The organism is Streptomyces sp. RLB3-17 (assembly GCF_007113425.2).
Classification (GTDB): domain Bacteria; phylum Actinomycetota; class Actinomycetes; order Streptomycetales; family Streptomycetaceae; genus Streptomyces; species Streptomyces mirabilis_D.
The window spans coordinates 6921254-6941268 of record NZ_CP041610.2 but is presented as its reverse complement, the minus strand read 5'-3'; the positions used below and the strand labels follow the sequence as shown (position 1 = coordinate 6941268).

General features: G+C 70.3%; 18 protein-coding genes. 3 read left to right on the top strand and 15 right to left on the bottom strand.

Annotated elements, in window-relative coordinates; genetic code table 11:
• Window positions 1–192: 192 nt before the first annotated feature.
• Together FNV62_RS31535 and FNV62_RS31530 are read right to left on the bottom strand one after the other, a co-directional pair.
• Complete coding sequence (locus FNV62_RS31535; protein ID WP_143627891.1) at window positions 193–1479, bottom strand: amidohydrolase; 1287 nt, start codon at window positions 1477–1479, stop codon at window positions 193–195.
• Between the two features lie 694 nt (window positions 1480–2173).
• Entirely contained in the window at window positions 2174–2614 is a 441-nt protein-coding gene (locus FNV62_RS31530; RefSeq protein WP_225900441.1) for an ATP-binding protein, read from the bottom strand.
• 234 nt (window positions 2615–2848) lie between these two features.
• On the opposite strand from FNV62_RS31530, the gene FNV62_RS31525 reads away from it, so the two are divergent.
• Complete coding sequence (locus tag FNV62_RS31525; RefSeq protein ID WP_060900021.1) at window positions 2849–3730, top strand: DUF5753 domain-containing protein; 882 nt, start codon at window positions 2849–2851, stop codon at window positions 3728–3730.
• Window positions 3731–3733: 3 nt separating this feature from the next.
• A complete protein-coding gene (locus FNV62_RS31520; protein ID WP_060900022.1) occupies window positions 3734–3931 on the top strand; it encodes a DUF397 domain-containing protein in 198 nt (65 codons plus the stop codon).
• On the opposite strand, the gene FNV62_RS31515 is transcribed toward FNV62_RS31520, so the two are convergent.
• The 6 genes from FNV62_RS31515 to FNV62_RS31490 all read right to left on the bottom strand — a co-directional run bounded on the left by FNV62_RS31515 (window position 3925) and on the right by FNV62_RS31490 (window position 8445).
• Window positions 3925–4611 (bottom strand): contact-dependent growth inhibition system immunity protein, encoded by a 687-nt coding sequence (locus FNV62_RS31515; RefSeq protein ID WP_143627889.1) that lies wholly within the window; start codon window positions 4609–4611, stop codon window positions 3925–3927. The two genes, FNV62_RS31520 and FNV62_RS31515, sit on opposite strands and share 7 nt — an antisense overlap.
• A 13-nt stretch (window positions 4612–4624) precedes the next feature.
• Window positions 4625–4924, bottom strand: a complete 300-nt coding sequence (locus FNV62_RS31510) for an RNase A-like domain-containing protein (RefSeq protein WP_143602722.1) — start codon at window positions 4922–4924, stop codon at window positions 4625–4627.
• 22 nt (window positions 4925–4946) lie between these two features.
• Window positions 4947–5675: a hypothetical protein gene (locus tag FNV62_RS31505; protein ID WP_143602721.1), complete on the bottom strand. Its 729-nt coding sequence runs from the start codon at window positions 5673–5675 to the stop codon at window positions 4947–4949.
• 10 nt (window positions 5676–5685) lie between these two features.
• Entirely contained in the window at window positions 5686–7221 is a 1536-nt protein-coding gene (locus FNV62_RS31500) for an RNase A-like domain-containing protein (RefSeq protein WP_143609065.1), read from the bottom strand.
• Between the two features lie 395 nt (window positions 7222–7616).
• Window positions 7617–7931, bottom strand: a complete 315-nt coding sequence (locus FNV62_RS31495) for a WXG100 family type VII secretion target (RefSeq protein ID WP_060900027.1) — start codon at window positions 7929–7931, stop codon at window positions 7617–7619.
• Between the two features lie 79 nt (window positions 7932–8010).
• Window positions 8011–8445 carry a WXG100 family type VII secretion target gene (locus FNV62_RS31490; protein ID WP_060900028.1) on the bottom strand — a complete coding sequence of 145 codons (435 nt, stop codon included), beginning with the start codon at window positions 8443–8445 and terminating at the stop codon, window positions 8011–8013.
• A 172-nt stretch (window positions 8446–8617) separates the two neighbouring features.
• Between FNV62_RS31490 and FNV62_RS31485 the strand changes: the two genes are divergently transcribed.
• Complete coding sequence (locus tag FNV62_RS31485) at window positions 8618–8806, top strand: DUF397 domain-containing protein (RefSeq protein WP_060900029.1); 189 nt, start codon at window positions 8618–8620, stop codon at window positions 8804–8806.
• A gap of 13 nt (window positions 8807–8819) precedes the next feature.
• Here FNV62_RS31485 and FNV62_RS31480 read toward each other — a convergent pair whose 3' ends face one another.
• The 7 genes from FNV62_RS31480 to pstA all read right to left on the bottom strand — a co-directional run bounded on the left by FNV62_RS31480 (window position 8820) and on the right by pstA (window position 20014).
• Window positions 8820–9647 carry a poly-gamma-glutamate hydrolase family protein gene (locus FNV62_RS31480; RefSeq protein ID WP_143627887.1) on the bottom strand — a complete coding sequence of 276 codons (828 nt, stop codon included), beginning with the start codon at window positions 9645–9647 and terminating at the stop codon, window positions 8820–8822.
• Between the two features lie 17 nt (window positions 9648–9664).
• On the bottom strand, window positions 9665–10468 hold the full coding sequence (gene pstB, locus FNV62_RS31475; RefSeq protein WP_143611426.1) for a phosphate ABC transporter ATP-binding protein PstB: 804 nt from the start codon (window positions 10466–10468) through the stop codon (window positions 9665–9667).
• 163 nt (window positions 10469–10631) lie between these two features.
• A complete protein-coding gene (locus FNV62_RS31470; RefSeq protein WP_143627885.1) occupies window positions 10632–11540 on the bottom strand; it encodes a sortase in 909 nt (302 codons plus the stop codon).
• A gap of 122 nt (window positions 11541–11662) precedes the next feature.
• Window positions 11663–13660 (bottom strand): Ig-like domain repeat protein, encoded by a 1998-nt coding sequence (locus FNV62_RS31465; RefSeq protein WP_097285971.1) that lies wholly within the window; start codon window positions 13658–13660, stop codon window positions 11663–11665.
• Between the two features lie 623 nt (window positions 13661–14283).
• Window positions 14284–16947, bottom strand: coding sequence for a hypothetical protein (locus FNV62_RS31460; RefSeq protein ID WP_164331794.1), 2664 nt, complete (start codon window positions 16945–16947; stop codon window positions 14284–14286).
• Window positions 16944–18737 carry a phosphate ABC transporter substrate-binding protein PstS gene (locus FNV62_RS31455; RefSeq protein ID WP_143627883.1) on the bottom strand — a complete coding sequence of 598 codons (1794 nt, stop codon included), beginning with the start codon at window positions 18735–18737 and terminating at the stop codon, window positions 16944–16946. Before FNV62_RS31455 ends, FNV62_RS31460 begins: the two co-directional genes overlap by 4 nt.
• Window positions 18737–20014, bottom strand: coding sequence for a phosphate ABC transporter permease PstA (gene pstA / locus FNV62_RS31450; RefSeq protein ID WP_143627882.1), 1278 nt, complete (start codon window positions 20012–20014; stop codon window positions 18737–18739). The genes FNV62_RS31455 and pstA overlap by 1 nt, the downstream gene beginning before the upstream one ends.
• Between the last annotated feature and the right edge of the window lies 1 nt (window position 20015).

Genomic DNA, 20015 nt, shown 5'->3' with positions numbered 1-20015 from the left:
GGGTGACGCAAGCGGACGAAGGGGTGCCGATCGGGGCATCGGCGGACCGGCGGCCCGGGTACCCCTACGTCACTTGTGCGCCATCACTTGTGCGCCATCTCCGAGTGAGCGTCTCGTGTTCGCGGGACCGCGTCCAGACCCTGTCCGGAGGAGCGCGCCGGACAGGCCCTGGACCTACAGGCCCGGCGTGCCCTAGCGGATCGCGTCCAGCAGGGCCGCCGCGGTGAAGAGCTCGACTCCGACCGTGATGGCCGACTCGTCGGCGTCGAAGTCGCCGCGATGCAGGTCACGGGTGGTGCGCTCGCCCGGCGTACGGACGCCGAGGCGCGCCATGGCGCCGGGCACGTGCTCCAGGTACCAGGAGAAGTCCTCGCCGCCGAGGCTCTGCTCGGTGTCCTCGACGGAGTGCGAGCCGCGCCGCGAGGTCATGGCCTCATGGAGGAGCTCCGTGACCGCCGGGTCGTTGACGACCGGCGGGACGCCCCGGATGTAGTTGATCTCGGACTTGGCGCGGTACAGGTTCGCGATCTCGTCGATGGCCGCGTGCACCAGGTCGGGCGCCTGCCGCCAGGCCTCGAGGTCGAGGCAGCGGACGGTCCCGGAGAGCTCGGCGTGCTGCGGGATGACGTTGCAGGCGTGACCGGACTCGACACGTCCCCAGGTCACCGCGAGCCCGCTGCGGGCGTCCACGCGCCGGGCGACGAGGGACGGCACGTCGGTGACGACGCGCGCGGCGGCGGTGACGAGGTCGGTGGTGAGATGGGGGCGCGCGGTGTGGCCGCCGGCGCCGTCGAGTGAGACTTCCAGCCTGTCGCAGGCGGAGGTGATGGGACCGTGGCGCAGTCCGATCCGTCCGGCGTCGACCTTCGGGTCGCAGTGCACGCCGATGATCCGCCCCACGCCGTCCAGCACTCCGGACTCGATGGCGTCGGGCGCGCCCCCGGGCAGGACCTCTTCGGCGGGCTGGAAGATCAGCCGTACGGGATGCGGCAGGAGCCCCTGGCGATGCAGCTCGGCGAGGACGAGCCCGGCGCCGAGGACGACGGTCGTGTGCACGTCGTGGCCGCAGGCGTGCGCGCGGCCGGGCACGGTCGAGCGGTAGGCGCAGTCACTCTTCGTGTCCGGGATGGGCAGCGCGTCGATGTCGGCGCGCAGGGCGAGCATGCCGCGTCCGCCGTCGACCACACGGTCCCGTGCGCGGTCGCGCGCCCCGCCCGCTTGCCCCTCCCCCGCACCTTCACCGGCGTCGATCCCGATGTCACAGATGAGCCCGGTTCCGATGTCGAGCACGCGGGGCTTGAGGCCCGCCTGCTCCAGGCGCGCCTTGAGTGCCGCGGTGGTGCGGAACTCCTGGTTGCCGAGCTCCGGGTGCATGTGCATGTCGCGCCGGAACGCGATCAGCTCGGCACGCAGGGCGTCGGGCAGGGTGCCGGGGAGCGCTGCTCCCCCGGGGACATCGGCCTCGTACTCTCGGGACATCAATTGGTTCACCCTTTGAAGGGTAGGGCGGCGGGGCGGCCAACTGACCCACGATCAACAAAACTTCAGCCCGTTAGGGGAAGAAACTTGGCCACGCGCCGCATAGGTTTCCGGTGGGATGGGTACGCTCGCCCGTCTTTCCGGACGATGGGATCTTGAGCCAGACGGTATGCGCGCCCTGCCCGGACCGCATCCGGGCCGAAGGCCGACTGTCGCGTCCGGGACGATGGCCGACTGCCATGTCCGCCGCGATGGCCGACTGCGGTGACGGCCCGTGACCACAGGGTGACGCGGGCCCTTGATGCGGGCCGCCGCCCCTCTCCAGATCCAGTCCGCCGGGGCTGCCGGCGAACTCCCATAGGGGAACGCTCGGGGTGTCCGAACCCATTCCCGTACCCTACGGTCCCACAGACCTGACCAAGATCATGCGCACGGATGCCCGAACACCACTCCCTGTCGACCCGGGCGCGAGGGGCCACCGGGGTCCGCGCCGGAGGGGCACGGGGATGACCTGGGGCGCCCGATCGGTCGACGGCGTCGGACAGCCGTACCGCCGACCATGAGGATCTTGATCGCGCCGGCGCCTTCGCCGTTTCCTCTATGTGGCCCTGTGTGCGTGACCCTGCGTGCGTGACCCTGTCGACGCCGTCACACAGCCGCCGCGGGGTGGTCTTGCCGACGGCGGCTCAGCAGGTCAGACATCAAGATCCCCGCGCATTTCCAGCTCCGCCCAGACGGTCTTGCCGACGGTGAGTTTCTCCACGGACCAGCGGTTCGCGAGCGCGCGGACGATGAGGAGGCCTCGGCCGAACTGGTCATCCGCGACGGGCGTGGGCGGATACGGAAGCCGTTCACCTCTCGGGTCGGTCACGGCGACGCGCAGTGCGTTGCCGGTCAGCGACGTCTCGACGCGGAACAGGCGGTCCCGTAAGCACCCGTGGAGCAGGGCGTTCGTGCACAACTCGCTCGCCAGCAGCGCCGCGTCACCGGCGACGTCGGGGTGGCCCCAGTCGACGGCGAGTTGGGCGACGCGTCTGCGGGCGCGGGGGATGTTGCCCGGGTAGGGGGTGTAGTCCACGGAGTCGTAGCGGTCGTCGCCCTTGGAGAAGCGAGGGGGAGGGCAGGAGTTGGTCACGGGGTGCGTCTCCCTGTGCGAGGGCGGGCGCCAGGTGGGGTGGCCATGCCGCGCGGGCCGGTTTGGGCAGCACGGTGCACTTCCGCCAACTGGTGCCACTGGGTAGCCAATTGAGCACCGACAGTAGCGGAATGACGCCATGGCGGGCAAGAAGTCTCGGGGAAATATGTCCCCCAGCTTTGCGACCCTGCTCGGCGACCTGCACACTGGCCGCGACCCGGGAGGTAATCCGACGTGACCGCAGTCCCGTTCACGCGCGGCAACCGCGTATCCACCGTCCTCGCCCGCAAGTTGGGCGGTGAGCTGCTGACGCTGCGCGACACGGCCGGCCTGACGCAGCCACAAGCCGCGGAGGCGCTGTCGGCAACTGCGGCCAAGGTCGCCAAGATGGAGCGCGGCTGGGTCCCCTTCCGCGATCCCGACATCCAGATCCTGTGCGACCTGTACGGCGTGACCGACCCGAAGGTCGTGGAACGGCTGCTGAACCTCGCCAAGACCGACCGGGGGCGCCGTAAGGCCAAGGGGTGGTGGAACCAGTACCCCGAGCTTCGCTCTCTGGTGGAGTACGTGGCCCTCGAGGACATCTCGACCGGAATCCGTACCTGGCAAGGAGCATTCGTCCCCGGCCTCTTGCAGACTCCGGACTACGCCCGGGCTCTCGCGATCGGCAACGCCGACTGGGATGATCCCGACGACATCGAGCGTTTCGTCGAGGCGAAGATCGCGCGGCAGGCACGCTTGACGGACACGAACCCTCTCAGCCTGTGGGCTGTCGTGGGCGAGGGCGCACTGCGCCAACTTGTCGGCGGCCGCGAGGTCATGCGCGTACAACTGGCGCACCTGGCGGAAGCGTCCCGTCTGCCCAATGTCAGGCTTCAGGTGCTTCCCTTCCTCGCCGGTTCCCATCCCGGGATGACCAGCGCCTTCAGCATCGTCTCGTTCGCCGAACCCGGCGCGATGGACGTGGTCTACATGGACACCACCTCGTCTACCCTGTGGCTTGAGAGCGAGGCCGACGCCGCGCGCCACAACGCCACATTCGAGCGGATCGCCCGGAGCGGACTCGCTCTTCGCGATTCCACCGCTCTGATCGAACGTATCCGCAAGGAGTTGTGAGCCGTGCCGCAGTTCGAGTTCGCCAAGTCCAGCCACAGCAGCGGCAACGGCGAGTGCGTCGAAGTCGCCCGCAACATACCCGGCACCGTCGCGGTCCGTGACTCAAAGGACGTGGACGGGTCCGTAGTCGTGGTCGCTTCGTCCACCTGGGCGGCGTTCGCGGTGTACGTGGGGCAGCGAACGGGCCGAGCGCTTCACTGACCGGCGTCCGGCCCGTAGTCCGCGCGCGGATACCCGAGTCGTTGGGAGACGAGGGTGAGCCAGCCGCTGGGGCTGTAGGGAGCCGGCGGGTCGACCTCCATGCCCAGTTCGGCGACGGCCAGGGCGTAGTCGGGCTCGTCCAGGTCCAGGGCGAGGAGTTCGGACAGTTCGCCGACCAGGCGGGCGACCAGCTGGGGGTGGGTGCCGGCCGCGTAGTCGACGATGGCGGCGTCGTGGTCGTCGAACTCGTCCGGCATGTCCTGGGAGAACCAGCCGCCGAGGAGCTGGGCGAGTTCGGGGAAGCGGGCGTGCCATTCCCAGTGGGTGGTGGGGGTGGCCGGGGGCGGGGCCTCGCCGGTCTCGACGCTGTGCTGGATGTGGTCGGCGAGGCAGGTCAGCCACTGCTCGATGTCCGACTCGGGTAGCCCGACGTCCGGGATCGCGTAGAACTCCCCGAGGCGCAGGCGGAGTCGGCCGGGCGGGTTGCGGGCGTACTCCCGCAGCTGGGTCTCCGCCGTGGCCAGTGCCCAGGGACGGGTGTGCCAGGTGTGGCGGAGGTAGGCGGTCAGGGCCTGGCTGGGCTTGTCCGGGGTGTCGTCGGCGGGCTGCCCGGCGTAGGCACGGATCACCTGGTCCAGTTCGCCGTAGCGACGGTCGTGTTCGAGGGGGCTCAGGGGCACGGCGGTCGGCCTTCTACAGGTAGACGGGGAAAGTGGCGTGGACGACGAAGCCGTGCGGCCGGGACGCGTCCCGATTCAGGATCACGCGGGCGGCGCGTACGTCGACGGGCTCGCGGCCCGCCAACATCATCGCCTGGAGCAGCACCCGGCCGACCGGGTCGGGACGGCTCGGCCAAGAGGCCTCGATGGCCAGGCGGGGGCGAGTGCCCTGGGCCAACCAGCGGTGGATGAGCTGCTCATTGGCGGTGACGACCAGCTGGGTGGCCCACTGGGCGGTTTCGCGGTCGGGGTAGGTGGCGGAGCGGGTACGCATGATGGACCGATTGTCTCCTGCCCTAGTTCTGTTCCGGTTCCCACAGGGGTGAGTGGGCTTCCTTCAGGTGCTCGATACACAGGCGGGCAAACAACGGGAAGAAGTCGAGGAAATCCTCGCTACCGGAGCCGCCGGCCATCGCCGCATGGCTGAAGAACCGGTCCATTTGGTGCTCCGTGTGGAACAGGGCAAGTGCCTGGTAACACTCGGCGACAACACTGGGCAGGTACCACGGGCAGCGCGGATGCGTCTGATCGATGTACATGCAGATTCCTTCTTCCACCGTGGCGTCCTGCATGTCGTCACTGATGGCCATGCCGTCCTGACCGAAGTAGATCGGCAGGATCTGGCTGAAGCGGGGGAAACGGAGACCCAGCTCCCAAACGTCCATGGGTGTTTCCCCGTACCTCCTCCAATCGGCGTTCCAGTCTTCAAGATGGCGAGCGATCTCTCGCAGAACTTCGGACGTGCGCTCCTCGGTTTCCGCACACGGAATCCTGTTCAGCGCCTTGTGAGATCCACCGGGAAATTCCTCGAAGAGTTCTGCCGCCAGCCGCAGTTCGGTAGCGATCTCGCGCAGGTTTCGACCGCCGTCCCGTTCTGCGGTCCGTATTCCGCGAATGAGCGGAAACAGCTTCTTCTGCCACTCGGACGGTTCATCAGGAATCCTTCTGCTCCAGCCGTAGTACGGCTCCAAGAGCATGCGAGCGCCTGCGAAATTCGAGTATTCGAGAGCTTCAGGGTGCGTCATGCGACTCATCCTACTTCTTCACGTTCTTCGGCATCGAGGTCATCACTGTGAAGGGTGGGTCGAGGTCGGGGTCGTAGAGAATTCGGGTCTCAACGCCGTCCACATATTTCGCCTTGTCGACCGGGAAGGGGTCGCCCTGGATTTCTTCCTTGCCAATGCTCCGGCCGCTGTGGCCGTACGGGGTCTCGGGCACCGCGATGTCCATCCGATCCCCTTTCTTAGGCTTGTCCTCGGCGATCCAGTTCTTGATGACATCGGCGTTCTCGTCGATGTTGTACTGCGTCATCTTCTGCGCCGATTCCAGGTTCTTGAAAGTAGACGCCTCGGCGACCTTGGGTTGGCCGTTGGGCCAAGCCGACCCTTCCCGCGGCGGCTTCTTCAAGTCGTCCCGCAGTCGCTGTGCCAACTGGTCGTCCGTGAGACCCACGTGCTTACTGACCGTATGAGAGTTCTCCAGCCACTCCGTGGAAGCCAGGTCCAGTTTGTAGACCCCGCGGTCCGCATCCCCCGGAGTGGACCACTTGTGCTCGGGCTTGAATTCATTCAAGGACCGCGCGCCGAAAGCTTCCGCGCGTGCCTCTTCCGCCTCGTAGGTGGGAGCACTGAGCGAGGCCTCCCTGAGCTCCGGGAGGAGTTTGCGGAGCTGGTCCGCACCGTCGTGGAACGCCTTGTGGCAGGCCTCGACCGCCGCGTCGGCTCCTGACTTGTCCATGTGGGAGCGGAAGACGGCGGTGATCTCCACGACGGTGAGCACGGCCGCCATCTTGGTGAACTCCTCCCAGTCGAAGCCATCCGGGACGAGGTCCCTGACGGTCGCCTTCGTCGCCTCTGCCGCCAGGTGTTCGGTGGTCTTCCGGCACTTGTCGGCGGCGTCCGCCACATCGTGGAACGCCTTCTTCATATCGTCGCCGGTCTTCTTCAGGACCTCGATGATGGGGCGGCGTGCGGAAGGATTCTCCTTGAAGTTGGTGCGCCAGTCCCGGCCCCCTGACTGGCTCGGGGGTACGGCGTTGTTGTCGGTGTCCCGGCGCCCGCCCCACGCCGTGGTACCCCAGATCGACTGGCAGAAGCCGTTCATGGCGCTCTGCCAGTCACTGTTGCTGCCGTCGGTCAGATACTCGATGCACTCGGTGAAGTGGTCGGCGGACTTCTGCGCCGACTTCCCCGCGGCTTCCCAGGCGTTTCCGATGTCGCGCAGATCGTCAGTCTCGGCTCCCGGGGTGATCTCGTGGGTCTTGCCGAGCCTCAACCCGTCCTCAACGGCCGGCTTGATCAAACCTGCTAGTAGGTCGGGCAGTTCACCAATTCCGGCCCAGAAGGCGGTGTCCGTGCCGTCGCCGGTGCCGGTCCATTTGATGGAGGCCACCGGACCGTACAAGACCTCGCCGACGCCGATCGGGGCGTCCCTGCTAGGGGGCGGCCCCTGTATTCCGCGTGAGTGCCAGTCGGCGGCCGCGTAGTTGTTCGCGGTGTTGGTCAGACCGAGCGAGACTCCTCCGATGCTGCCGACTGCCTTGGCCCACACGTCCAGGAATGCCTTGGCCACCTCGTCGTACGTCTCGGAGAAGTCGTCGGCACCGCTGCCTTTTCCGGCCGCCTGCCGACGGTGCACATCGTCCACGAGCCCCGTGGCCGCCTTGTGAAAGGTGAACTGTTCGTCACGGATCAACGCGGACGTGTAGTAGACGTGCGCGGTCTTCACGTCGAAGCCGCCCCCACTGTCGGGTGCGGGCTGTCTGAGTTGCTCGCGCTCCCACGCGCGGCGGGCGTCCGAGGGACGGCCGTCATGGCCGGTCGGTGGTGGGGGCGGGGGCTTGTAGTTGGGGTCCGGGGAGGTACCGGGACTCGGCTCGGGCTCGAGGTCGGCGGGCTTCGGAGCGGGATGAGTGTCACCGGCAGAGGGGCTGGCCGACGCACTGGGCTCGGGAGTGGGAGTGGCCATCAAGCAGCCCCCCAGCCCCGCAGCACCGCTCGATGCGCCGCCGCGTAGTTGGTATGGCCGGTGGTCACGTACGCGTGCAGCCATTTCTGGGCGGCTTGGAGGTCCTGGGCCGAGCGGTCCCACTCGTCGAGCTTGTCGACGAAGACCTCGCGGGCTTCGCCCTCCCAGGACAGCACGACCGGTACGACGCGGTCATACAGACCGTCCAGCTTGCCGTTGAGCTTCTTGAGGATGTCCTCCAGCTCGGCGGCGAGGTCGTGAAGGGTCGCGAACGAGACGGCTATGTGGTCGTCGTCGGAGTTCCCGGTCGACATGGTCCCCCTTGGTCGTTGGCCGTTGGTCGTTACGGCTGTGCAGTGCGCGTTGAACGTCTTGACGGCTTGTGCAGGACGCTCAGAACGAGTCGAGGCTGCTGCGCGACGGCGCGGACGGAGTGCCCGAGGCCGCGTCCGGGTTCGGCGTGGACAGCCTGGCCACCTCGCTCGCCACGTCCACCCGGATCTGCCGCATCTGCTGGAGCACGTCCAACTCCTGCTCCGTGAAGCCGTCCCGGCTCATCCGCACGGCCTGTTCGAGGTGCTTCATCACGTCACGGATGCGTACGGCGTCCTCGGCCGCCGCCCGGTGGAACTCTCGGTACGCCGTCGCCGCCGGGCCGCGCCAGCCCGCCTCGATGCGGTCCACGATCGCGTCCATGCGCTTGACCTGCTGGTCCAGGTGGTCCTGCATGTCGTCGAGATCGTCGGCCAGCTTCGTCAGATCGTGACTGGCTACGCGCAGATCAGAACGGCCGCCCTGACCGGATCCGCTGTTTCCCTGTGCCCCCATGGCTCATCCCGTCCCCGTCGCACCGGCATCACAAGTCCCGTTGCTCTCAGGACAATCGTACGAGTGGGTGCAACAAGGCGTACGGCAGGCCACTCAACAAGCCTCGTCCGTCTCGCCCTTGTCCGTTTCCTTCGCGCGCGCAACAAATCCCGAGGTGTCCAGGCCGAAGTCCATGCCCGAAATCAGCCGGCAGAAGTTCGCTTACGGCTCGGAAGTCTCCTCCTGTGTCAACATAGCCGCCGCCCCCGACGGAACCATCCGCCTCCGCGAGAGCGACGATCCGGACATCGTCCTCACAGCCTCCCCCGCCCAGTTCGGCACTCTCATTGACGCCGTCAAGAACGGACATACGCGCGGGTAGCCCGTCCTCGGCGTCACAGCACCGTCTGCCCCGCCTCCACCCGGTCGATCGCCCTGCGGGTCGCGGCGGTGAAGGTCCAGAAGGATGGGAGGAGGTTGGTGGCGCGGTCGGCGATCGTGTTCTTCCCGGGGGCGAACATCGCGGTGCGCAGGGCCGTGGTCATCTCCAGCTGGGCGCCCATGCCGAGGAGTGTGCGGTTGCAGATGTTGTCCGGGGAGATGCCGGCGATCTCCTCCTCGCCGGACGCCGTCACCGCGCGGATGCCGACTGCGGTGAACTCCTCCAGCAAGTACTGCCGGAAGGTCGGGTTGAGGCCGCCGATCAGGACCGCCGCGGCGCCGGACTCCAGGCCCGCCTGCTCGGGGCTGCACCCGTGCAGGGACAGCGCGTTCAGGCTGCCCGCGCACAGGGAGCGGGCGATCGTGTCGTCGCAGTGGGTGGAGGTGACGTGCAGCGCTCCGTTTCCGCTGCTCATCAGGCCCTCGAACATCCAGAAGTCGTGCACCGGGCCGGCCACCGGGGTGGGTGCGAGGTCGGCGGGGTCGTAACCGGCTATCGCCAGGCAGAGTTCCGAGGTGCCCCCTTCGATGCCGCCGCCGTGCGGGGCGATGACCGTGGAGCGGAGGAAGGGGGCGCGGCCGGTCCTGCTCTGGTCGTCGATCAGGTGGCGTCTGGAGCGGCGGCCCCAGTGGACGCCCTCGGTCCACGTGGGGTCCGCGTAGAGGGCCGTGTTCGATGCGGGTTCGGCGGCTGCCGCGGGCGTGGCGGTCGTGGTCACCGCGACGCCGCTCAGGACGGGGGTGGTCGCGAGCGCGGTCAGGAGAGTACGGCGTCTGATCATCACGGAAGCCGAGGATGTCAGCCGAAGCGGCCCGCCACATAGTCCGCCGTGCGCTGATCCTCCGGGGTGCCGAAGATGTGTTCGGTGGGACCGTGCTCGACGATGCCACCGGGGGTGCCCTGCTCGGCGAGGAAGAACGCGCACTGCTGGGAGACGCGGGCCGCCTGCTGCATGTTGTGGGTGACGATCACGACGGTCACCTGGCCCGCGAGTTCGTGGATGGTCTCCTCGACCCGGCGGGTGGACGTGGGGTCGAGCGCCGAGCACGGCTCGTCCATCAGCAGCACCTGGGGACGTACGGCCAGGGCGCGGGCGATGCACAGGCGTTGCTGCTGGCCGCCGGAGAGCGCGCCGCCGGGCTGGCGGAGTCGGTCCCGTACCTCCTTCCACAGGCCTGCCCTGGTCAGGCTCTCCTCGACCAGCTCGTCCTTCTCGCGGCGGCCGACGCGCGTGCCCGTCAGGCGCAGACCCGCCACCACGTTGTCGTAGATCGACATGGCGGGGAACGGGTTGGGCTTCTGGAAGACCATGCCGATCCTGCGGCGGGCGTCGGTCAGGCGGCGCTCGGGGGCGTAGATGTCCTCGCCGTCGAAGAGCACCTCGCCGCCCATCGCGGCCGTGGGGATCAGCTCGTGCATCCGGTTGAGCGTGCGCAGGAACGTCGACTTGCCGCAGCCGGAGGGGCCGATCAGGGCGGTGACCTGTCCGGCGGGCATGGTCAGGGAGACCTGTTGCAGCACCTGGTGGCTGCCGAACCAGGCCGAGACGGCGCGGGCTTCGAGGGTCGCGGGAGCGACGGCCCCTTTCGCGGCTCCCCGCACGGTCCCGACCGCCACGCCGGGCTCGATGGGCGCGACGGACGCGAGGGGCGGCAGGACTACGGTGTCGGCCACCGTCGTATCGGGGGTAGCGGTCGCATCGGTCACGTCGGGCACCTCGTCTTGCTCGTAGGAGTGGCGGGTCACGGGGAGTTCACAGGAGAGTTCACAGCAGGTTGGGCAGCAGTTCCGTGGTGCGGACGGCCACCTGGAGGCCCAGGACCGCGACCACGGGGGCGAACACGATCCACGTCTGGTGTCGGCCCCAGCGGTGCCAGGTCCACACCGCGGCGACGGCGGCGGCCACCAGCGCCTGGAGCCACATGACCAGCGGCCACGGCACGCCGGAGGGGTGGGCGAGGGGCTGTTCGGACTCCGGGAGCGTGCCGGAGCGGATGACGGCCGCCGGGGTCTGGGCGGGGGTGGAGATCAGGTCGGCGTCGACGCGCAGCACCCCGCCGGGCATGAAGCGCGGGCCGGTGGCCGTGACGAGGACCAGGCGGCCCTTGCCGGAGGCCACGGCGGCGGGCGCCGGGTCGCCGGCCCGGCGGAGGCCGAGGACCTGGTACTTCGCCTTGCCCTGGCCGGTGGTCACGGTGAACGTGTCGCCCGCGGCGAGCTGGTCGAGACGGCCGAAGGGGCCCCCGTAGGCGGCGGCGCGGCCCATCAGCACGCTGGTGCCGGACTGTCCGGGCAGCGGGGTGTCCCGGCGGTGGCCGGGGCCGTCGGTGAGGACGGCGGAGTCGGTGCCCTCCAGGACGACCTGGTGGACGTCGACGGCGGGGATGTCGATGAGGGCGACCGGTGTGCCGGGCGCGAGCAGTCTGCCCTGCTGGTCGGTCTGGGCCACCGGGGCGGTGCCGAGGGCGAGTTGGGTGCGCAGTGCGTCGTACGAGGCGTGCTGCGCGGCCCGTTCCTGGATGCCGCTGACGAGCAGCAGCTGGGCGGTGAGGCCGAGCAGCAGGGCGGCCAGGGTGAGCAGACCGCCCCGGGCGAGGTGCCGGACGGCGGTGACTCCCCGAACGCCCAGCCGCGGTACGGGCGTGGTGAGCGTGGTCTGTACGGCGACCGTCACGGCGACGCGTCTCCTTCCATGGCTTCACTGATATGGCTTCACTGGTGGGGCTTCGCTGGTGGGGCTTCGCTGGTGGGGCCGTAGGGGAGACCGCGGTCGCGGCCTCCCCTACGGGTGGTGCGTCAGGTGGACTTGATGGTGAAGTTCGCGCCGTTCTTCGAGTTCACCGTCGTGGAGCCCGCGTAGAACACGTGCAGGGTGTGCTTGCCACGGCTCAGCTTGGGCAGGGTGATGGTCACCTTGCCGCCGCTCAGCGTGCCGGTGGCGATCACCCGGGAGCCCTCGTAGACGCGCACCGTGCCGGTCGGCGTGGTGCCGGTCGCGGTGACCCTTACGCCGACCTTGGCGCGGCCGGTGTGGCTGATCGACGCGGGCGCCGTGGAGCTGACCGACGGGGTCGCCTTGGTGATCGTCAGCTTGGCGGTCGTGACGGAGGCGTTGAGCTTGGTGCTGCCGCCGTAGGACACCGTGAGGGTGTGCGTGGCGACCTTGAGGTGGTTGGACAGGCCGATGGTGACCTTGCCGGAGCTGTCCAGGGTGCCCGTGCCGAGCGTGGCAGCGCCGTCCCTGACGGTCACCTTGCCGCTCGGGACGACACCGTGCGAGCCGGTGACCGTGACGGCGACCTTCGGGGTCTTGCCGTACGCGGTCGTGGCGGCGGTGGCCTTCACGGCGCTGGTGTACTTGACGGCGCCGGTCCAGGAAGCCGCGTTGCCGCTGCCGTTGAGGTTGGCGGCGGAGACCGAGGCGGTGTAGGTGCCGTTGGCCAGGCCGGTGAAGCTGTACGTCAGGGTGGTGGCCGGGACGTCCTTGACGGCCACGACGGCGCCGTCCGAACCGGTCAGCGTGACGCGGTAGTCGGTGACGGGCAGCGCGGGCGCGGGGGTGGGGGCGCCCCAGGTCAGCTTGAGGTTCGCGTCGCCGGGGGTGACCCTCAGGGCGGGGGCGGACGGCGTCGCGGTGTCGATGCCGGACACCTCCAGGCCGCCGAGCTTGGCGTGCTTGGCCGGGTTGACCGAGCCGTTGTACGACTCGTTCAGGAAGCCGAAGTCGGCGATGACCTTCTCGGCGGTGTCGGTGGCGAGGGCCGCCTCGTGGGTGCCGCTGGTGACGAAGACGTCGTACAGCGCCTTGTCGAAGAAGACGCTGGAGGGGTCGATCGCGCGGCTCGGGACGACGTTGTAGACGTCGCGGCCGAAGGTGGCGTTCTCGAAGTAACCGGCGACCGGGGTGAGCTTGCCGTTCACCGTGGTCACCGGGTTGGTGTCGCCGGTGTCGCCGGGCAGCTGGACACTGGCCAGGTGGGCTCCGGCGGCGACCGCGGTCTTGCTGTAGTCGGGGGCGATGCCGTTGTTCTGGGCGATCCAGCTGCCCACGGAGAACGGGACGAGCGCGCCGTCCTCGGTGAGCGCGGCGTTGGCCTGGTTCTCCTGGACGGTCGGGATCTCCGAGGAGACCGTGGTCTCGGTCAGGCCGATCGCCGCGAGGAAGAACTTACGGGTGCCGGAGCCGGCCTGCGGGAGGACCGCGTGCAGGGTCTGGCCCTTCAGCACCTTCAGGCGGGTGTCGCCGGAGGTGTAGATGTCGTGCAGCTGGTCGACCGTCAGGGTGTCGAGGGCCGAGCCGCGGACGGCGACGCCCACCGCGTCCCGGGCGAACGGGATGTAGGTGAGGGTGTTGCCGGAGGTGCTCGGGCCGCCGGAGGAGCGGGCGAAGTCGACCTGTCCCTTGACGGCGACACCGGTCGCGTTCGGGAACTTGTCACCCGTCAGCGACATGCTGAGGGCGGCGCGGCCCGGGCCGGACCCGTTGGGGCGCAGGAAGGTCGGGCCGCCGGAGCGGGTCTGGATGGTGGAGGTGGCGGCGCCGGGCACGAACGCGTCGTACGAGGCGATGCCCGCGTCGCCCGCCTTCACGGCGGTGTCGGCGTAGCTCTTGCCGTTGACGATGTCACCGGCGAGGGCGTTGAGGACGTCCTGGGTGGTGTCGGAACCCACGCCGACAAGCTGGCGGAAGGTCCCGGCGGGGGTGGGGTCGGCGGACGCCGGGCTCGCGAGAGCCAGCGTGCCGGACACCACGGCTGCGGCGACCATGGCCGCGGTGAGGCGCGTTGTGCGCATCGAGCTTCTCCTGTGGTTGAGCGTCGGTTGTACGGCGGTTCTGCGTGGGTGGATCTGGCAGGGTGGGGGGTCAGGCCGTCCGCCCCGACTGCCTTTCGGGGCGGACGGCCGTCTGTGGGGAGCCCGGCCCGGTCGGGCCTGGCTCCGTCGTCATGGAGCCCTGGCCCGGGGGGACCTGGCTCCGTCGTCATGGAGCCCCGGCCCGGAGGGGCCTGGCTCCGTCGTCATGCAGCCCTGGCCCGGTCGGACCTGGCTCCGTCGTGGTGGAGCCCCGGCCCAGCGGGCAGGACTCCCTCCTCGGGGAGCCTCGGCCCGGCAGGCCCGGCTCCGTGGTTCGGGAACCTCAGCCCCGTAGGCCCGGCCCCGTGGTTCGGGAGCCCCGGCCGGTGGGCCGGACTCCGTGGTTCGCGAGCCCGAGCCCGGTGGACCCGAGACCCCCTGCTCGAAAGTCCAGGCCCGGCAGGCCCAGCCCCCGTCGTACGGGAGCGTGGGCCCGGAAGGGCCGGACTCCGTCATCCAGGAGCCTCAGCCCGGCGGCCCGGACTCTCCTGTCCGAGAGCCACAGCCCGGCGGACCCGACTCCCTGTCCCGAGAGCCACAGCCCGGCGGGCCGGGCACGGGGGTCAGTCCCGTCCCGGGGGCAGCAGCCTGCGCAGCCGTTCCGGGAGGGTGGGGGCGGGGATGGTCAGGGCGCGGCCGCCGGGCAGCGGCACGCGCAGCGGGAAGCGGAGCCTGCCGCCGCCCGCGAAGGGCGCGCCGAGGCCGGCCACGGCGCCGAGCGCGGCGCCGACCGGGACGGCGTAGCGCAGCGCGTTCGCGGGGTCGGCCGGTGTGGTGCCCTGGGCGGTGGTCGCGACGGCCTTGCCGCCGTCGTACGAGGGCGCGTCACTGGGCGTGGGGCTCGCGCTCCCGCCGCCGGACGCCGCACCGCCGGAGTCGGCCGTGCCGCCGGTGCCGCCGGCGCCGCCCCCGGCCGACGTACCGCCGGAGTCACCCGTGCCCCCCGTACCGCCGCCGCTCGATCCTCCGGAGGTCCCGCCGGAGGAGCCGCCGTCGGTGGCGGACGGCCCGGTGTAGTGGACGAGGGCGTCGGCGGCGTGGGTCGTCTTCGCGCGCTGTGCCTTCGACAGCGGGGCGTAGCCGGCCGGCAGCAGGCCGGGGTCCGCGCCGGGGACCTGGCCGGTGCCGGCGGCGTACGTCAGCAGCGCCGCGTAGGCCTTGCGGGCCGCCGCGTCGAGCTTGGCCGGGCGCACCGCCCCGTACACGAGTTGCGCGAGCGGGTACGCGCCCTTCGCGGTGGCCTTGGCGGGGCTGATCTCGGGCGCGTGGGCGCCGGACGCGGAGGACGCGGCGGCGGTGAGGGACGCGGTCGTGGGCGCGACGAAGGTGCCGGCCGTGTTGCGCAGCCGCGCGGTCTGCAGGCCGTAGCGGACGGCGGAGGCCGCGTCCGTGACGGTGATCACGAACCGGGAGCCCACCGTCTGCGGGCCGGGGCTCTTGTACGCGGGCGGACTGGCCAGCGGGTCCCAGGTCGCCTTCCACAGGCTGTCGGCGCGCCGGGTGTGCAGGGCGCCGGAGTGCATGTCCGTCACATACGGATGGAAGTCGATCATGCACTGCTTGTTGTCCTCGGTGGCGCCGGAGTTCGGCGGAACCGTGCACCAGGGGTCGCTCTTGGGGTACGTGTCCGTGTTCGCCGGGTCGAAGGCGACACCGGTCGGGTTCAGGTCCGCGTTGGTGCTGAAGTACGGGTTGACGCGCATCCCCCAGTCGTCGGACACGCCCGCGAGGAAGCCTCGGGCCTCTTTGTCGGAGACGATCCACTGCCAGACGGCGCGGGCCGAGTCGGTGCGGCCGAGCGAGGTGAGGAGATCGGTGTCGGTGGCCGGGGTCTCCGGGATGGACAGTTCCGCGAACTCGGGGTTGAGCGCGAGGAACTCGGGGTCGCTCGCCAGGCCCGCCGGGTTGTTCTTCGCCCAGCCGTAGCCCTTGGCGACGGTGGTGCCGAGGACCGCTCCCCAGGGGGAGTTGCGGTAGGACTCGGTGAGCAGCTTGGCGACCAGCCGGGGCGTGAGGTCGATGGAGTCGACCTTGGTTCCGGCGAGTCGGCGGGTCGCTTCGGAGGCTCCGGCCTTGGGTCTGCGTTCGATGGTGAAGCCGATGACGGTGCCCGAGAGCGCGGTCGGCGCGTAGACGGTGCTGTCCGTCGGGGCGGTGGTGCCGGGGTCCGTGCCGAGGGCGCGGGTGGTGAAGGCGAGCCCGGAGGTGCCGTCGCCGGCGAGGCGGGCGCGGGTGTCGGGCTCGCCGAGCTCGGTGTAGCCGAACACCTTGCCGGTCGGGCACAGGGCCGCCTGCCAGCTGGTCATGGCGTCGGCGGCGAGTTCACTGCCGGTGGTGGCGCGTTCGTCGGAGCCGAGGGCACAGTTGGTGCCGACCGAGTTGAAGTCGAGTTTGACGGCGACGCGGTTCTTCCAGTTGGTGGAGGAGACCGGGGAGCCGGCGTTGACCTGGCTGGTGTCGGCGTACGGCTTGCCGTCGAGGTCGAGGTGGCCCTGCGGGACGATCACCAGCCAGCAGGAGCGCGGGGTCGTACGGCCGCCCGCCGTGACCGGGACGCCGCAGCCCAGGTGCGGGGCCTCGTTGGCGGTCTGCACCTCGAAGAACTCCTGGCCCTTGCCGTCGGCGCCGGTGCGGGCGAAGTCGACCTCGTTGGTGGTGTTGCGGCTGTACAGGGCGTTGTTCTGGGTGCCGGAGGTGATCAGCGTGCCGTCGACGGACTTGAAGGGCACCTCGCCCTGTCCGGAGACGCCGCCGGCGCCGTAGCGGTCGTCCTGGCCGTAGTTGGTGGGGTCGGCGCTGTAGAAGATCTTGCGGGTGTCGTCGTACTCGTTGCCCGGCCAGTTGCCCCGGTCGGTGGTCGGGGAGGCCCCGTACTGGCACTGGGTGCGCGACGGGCCGGGGTTGGCCGGGACGGTGCCGTCGTCGTCGCCCCAGCACTGCATGATCTGGACGAAGTCGGTGTTGAACAGCGTGCCCGCCAGGGTGGTCGGGGCGCCGCCGGTCCAGGAGACGGTGATCGCCTGGCTGGTGAGGTGCTTGGTCTGGCTGACCGTGAACCTCATGTCCTTGAACTCGCCCCGGCCGGAGACGGTGACGGCGGAGTCGGTGGCCTGATCGCCGCTCGCCGCGGTCGCGGGCGCGGCGGTCTGGGCGACCGCGAGGCCGGCCAGCGCGCCCACGGCGGCGCCGGCGACTAGGCGCACCAGCAGGTTGCGTATGCGCTTCATCGCGCGCCCCCGTCAGTGAGGTTCTCCGAGTCGCCCTTCCGGCCGGCTCCAGTTGCCCCACGGATCCCGCCGTTCCCGCCGTTCCCGCCCCGCCCGGCCATCGCCCGTGAGACGAGGGACGGCAGGAGCAGCAGCCCGAGCACCAGGGCCACGGCGAGCAGCATCAACGTCTGGGTGGTGGTCCAGCCGCTGTGCCCGGCCACGGCGACCGGCTGGGCGAGGGCGATGGTGCCGTCCGCGGCGGTGCCACCGCCGGTGCCGGTGCCCGATCCGCCGCCGGTGCCGGGCGCCAGGGTCTGTCCGGTGTCGGGGTCGACGACGGGCTGGGCGCTGCCGCCCGCCGTGCCGCCCGAGCCGCCCGTGCCGCCGCCGCTGCCCGAACTCCCGCCGCTCGTACCGCCGTTGGCGGAACCGCCCGACGTGCCGCCGCCGCCCGTACCGCCCGTCGTCCCCGAACCCCCGCTGCCGCCGCCCGACTTGGCGCCGCCGCTGCCGGTGTTGCAGGCCGCTGCGCCCTTCTTGTCGCAGGCGGCCGGGTAGGGGGCGGTCTCGGCGAGCTTGTTGTGGCCGTCGGAGGAGAAGGTCGGGTTGTTGCAGCCCTTGATGTTGATGTTCTTGGCCTGCACGCCCGGGATCCGGCGGATCTGGTCGAAGCCCGCCTGCACCAGGTTGATGGGCAGGGGCGAATAGCCGAGCTTGGGCATCTGCTGCTGGCCCTGGCACATGAAGTAGTACGAGAACGCGCCGAGCGTCTTGCCCTTGGCCTCGGTGAAGATGCCCTGCACCCGCAGCGGCAGGATCATGTACGAGTAGCTGGAGAGCGGGTAGTTGCGCTTGTCGGTGTCGTTGTAGACGCCGTCGAGCTGCTGGGTGAGGTAGTCGGCGGAGCTCTTGTTCGTGTTGATCCTCGCCTTGAGGAGCGAGACGGCGACGTTCTTCGGGGTCGGCTCGGTGTAGTAGCCCGCGTGGTTGAGGACCTTGGCGACCGGATAGCCCTCGTTGATGGCGTACGAGTAGTTGACGTAGCCGATGGCGCCCTCGCCGTAGTTCTGGGCGACGTAGCCCGCCACGCCCGGGTCGCCGGACTGGGCGATCATGCCGGGCACGGTCGGGTAGTACGAGGTCTGCCCGCAGGCCCCGGAGCGGCCGACCTTGCCGCAGTACGCCTGCCACAGCGACGCGTGCTGGTTGGCCATCCACATCGTGAACTGGGCGGTGGAGCCGGAGCCGTCGGAGCGGACGACGGGCACGACGGAGCGGTGCGGAAGCTGGAGCCCCGGGTTGTCGGCCTTGATCACCGGGTCGTCCCAGGTCTTGACGACGCCGGTGAAGATCTTGGTGACGACGTCTCCGGAGAGGCGGAGGTTGGTGACCCGCTTGCCGTTGACGGTCAGGTGGTACATGAAGGCGGTGCCGCCGGCCACGATCGGCATGTACGCGTAGCTGCCGGCCGACGGGCGTTCGGCGGCCGAGCCGTCGGTGGGGTGGGTCTGGAAGGGGATGTCCGAGACCGCGAAGTCGACGGTGCTGCTGAGGAACTGGCGGCGGCCGTCGGAGGAGCCGTTGCCGGCGTAGCTGATCCGCATCCCGTACTGGTTGACGGCCTTGCGCCACTGGTCGATGGCGTTCTCGGCCCAGGTGGAGCCTGCCCCGGCGACCGGGGTGTAGCTCTCGGCCGTGGCGGTTGCCGCCGCGGGCCCGGCCAGCAGTCCGGCGATCATGCCGAGCAGGGCGCCGAGGGTCCCGAGGGCGCGCAGGCGCCCGAGGACGGTATGGAGGTGGCTGCGCATCAGTCGTTCTCTCCGGAGGCGGTGGGGTCGGCTGTGGCGGACGCTTCGGCAGGAGATTCGGCCTCGAACAGGGACAGGCCGGGGGCGTGCAGTTCGTCGAAGCGCGCCACGTCCTGCCGCGAGGCGCGGGCGGTGCGGCGGGCCTGCCGCTTGGTCTGGTGGCCGGGGCCGCGGCCGCCGATCACGCGGGCGATCACGAAGAGCACCAGGACCAGGGCCATGAGGACGGCCGCCGCGCCGAAGCCGCGGGCGATCATGGTCGGCTGGGGCGACTTGACGAAGTTGAAGACGGCCAGCGGCAGGGACACCATCGGCCCGCTGGTGGGATCGGTGTTGAGCGCCGCGGTGAATCCGGCGGTCAGCAGGACGGGAGAGGTCTCGCCGATGCCGCGCGCGGTGCCGAGGATGACGGCGGTGGCGAGCCCGGAGCGGGCGGTGGGCAGGACGACGTGCCAGACCGTGCGCCAGCGGGGTGCGCCGAGCGCCTCGGCCGCTTCGGTCAGGGTCCCCGGCACCAGCCGCAGCACGACGTCCGACGCGCGGATCACGATCGGCAGCATCATCACGCTGATCGCGAAGCCCGCCGCGAGGCCCGACTTCTGCATGCCGAGGCCGAGGATCCAGACGGCGTACACCATGAGGCCCGCCACGATCGAGGGCAGCGCGGTCATCGCCTCGACGATGGTGCGCACGAAGCGGGAGAAGCGCCCCGGGATCTGGTTCAGGTAGACCGCGCAGGCCAGGCCCAGCGGGATCGTGATCGCGAGCGCGATGGCGGTCATGATGAGGGTGCCGAGCATCGCGTGGGCGATGCCGCCGTTCGTCAGCGGGTCGAGCGGGCCCGCCGCCTGCATGTCCTGGGTGAAGAAGTTGCCGTGCGGCAGCGCCTCCCGGCCGCGCCAGGCGGTGAAGCCGACGACGAGGACGAGCGCCGAGAACAGCAGCGTGGCCGCGGTCCACAGCACGACGGTCATGACGCGGTCCCGTACGGCCTGCCCGTCCTCCTCGAATCCCGTCAACACCGCGTAGATCGCGAGGAAGAGCAGGTAGGCGGTGAGGGCGAAGCCCAAGGCGCCGGAGAACGGGGCGAGTTCGCCGTACAGCAGGATCGTCACGCACAGCCCGGAGGCGGCGGCGCCGGTGAGGGACAGCACGCCCGAGCGGCTGAAACCGCCGATGCGGCGCGGCCGGTCGGGGGGCAGGTCGGGCTCCGGCGCGGGGGCCGAAGGGGCGGCGGCCGGGGCGGCCCGGACGGGAGTCTGTTCCACGACGGTCATC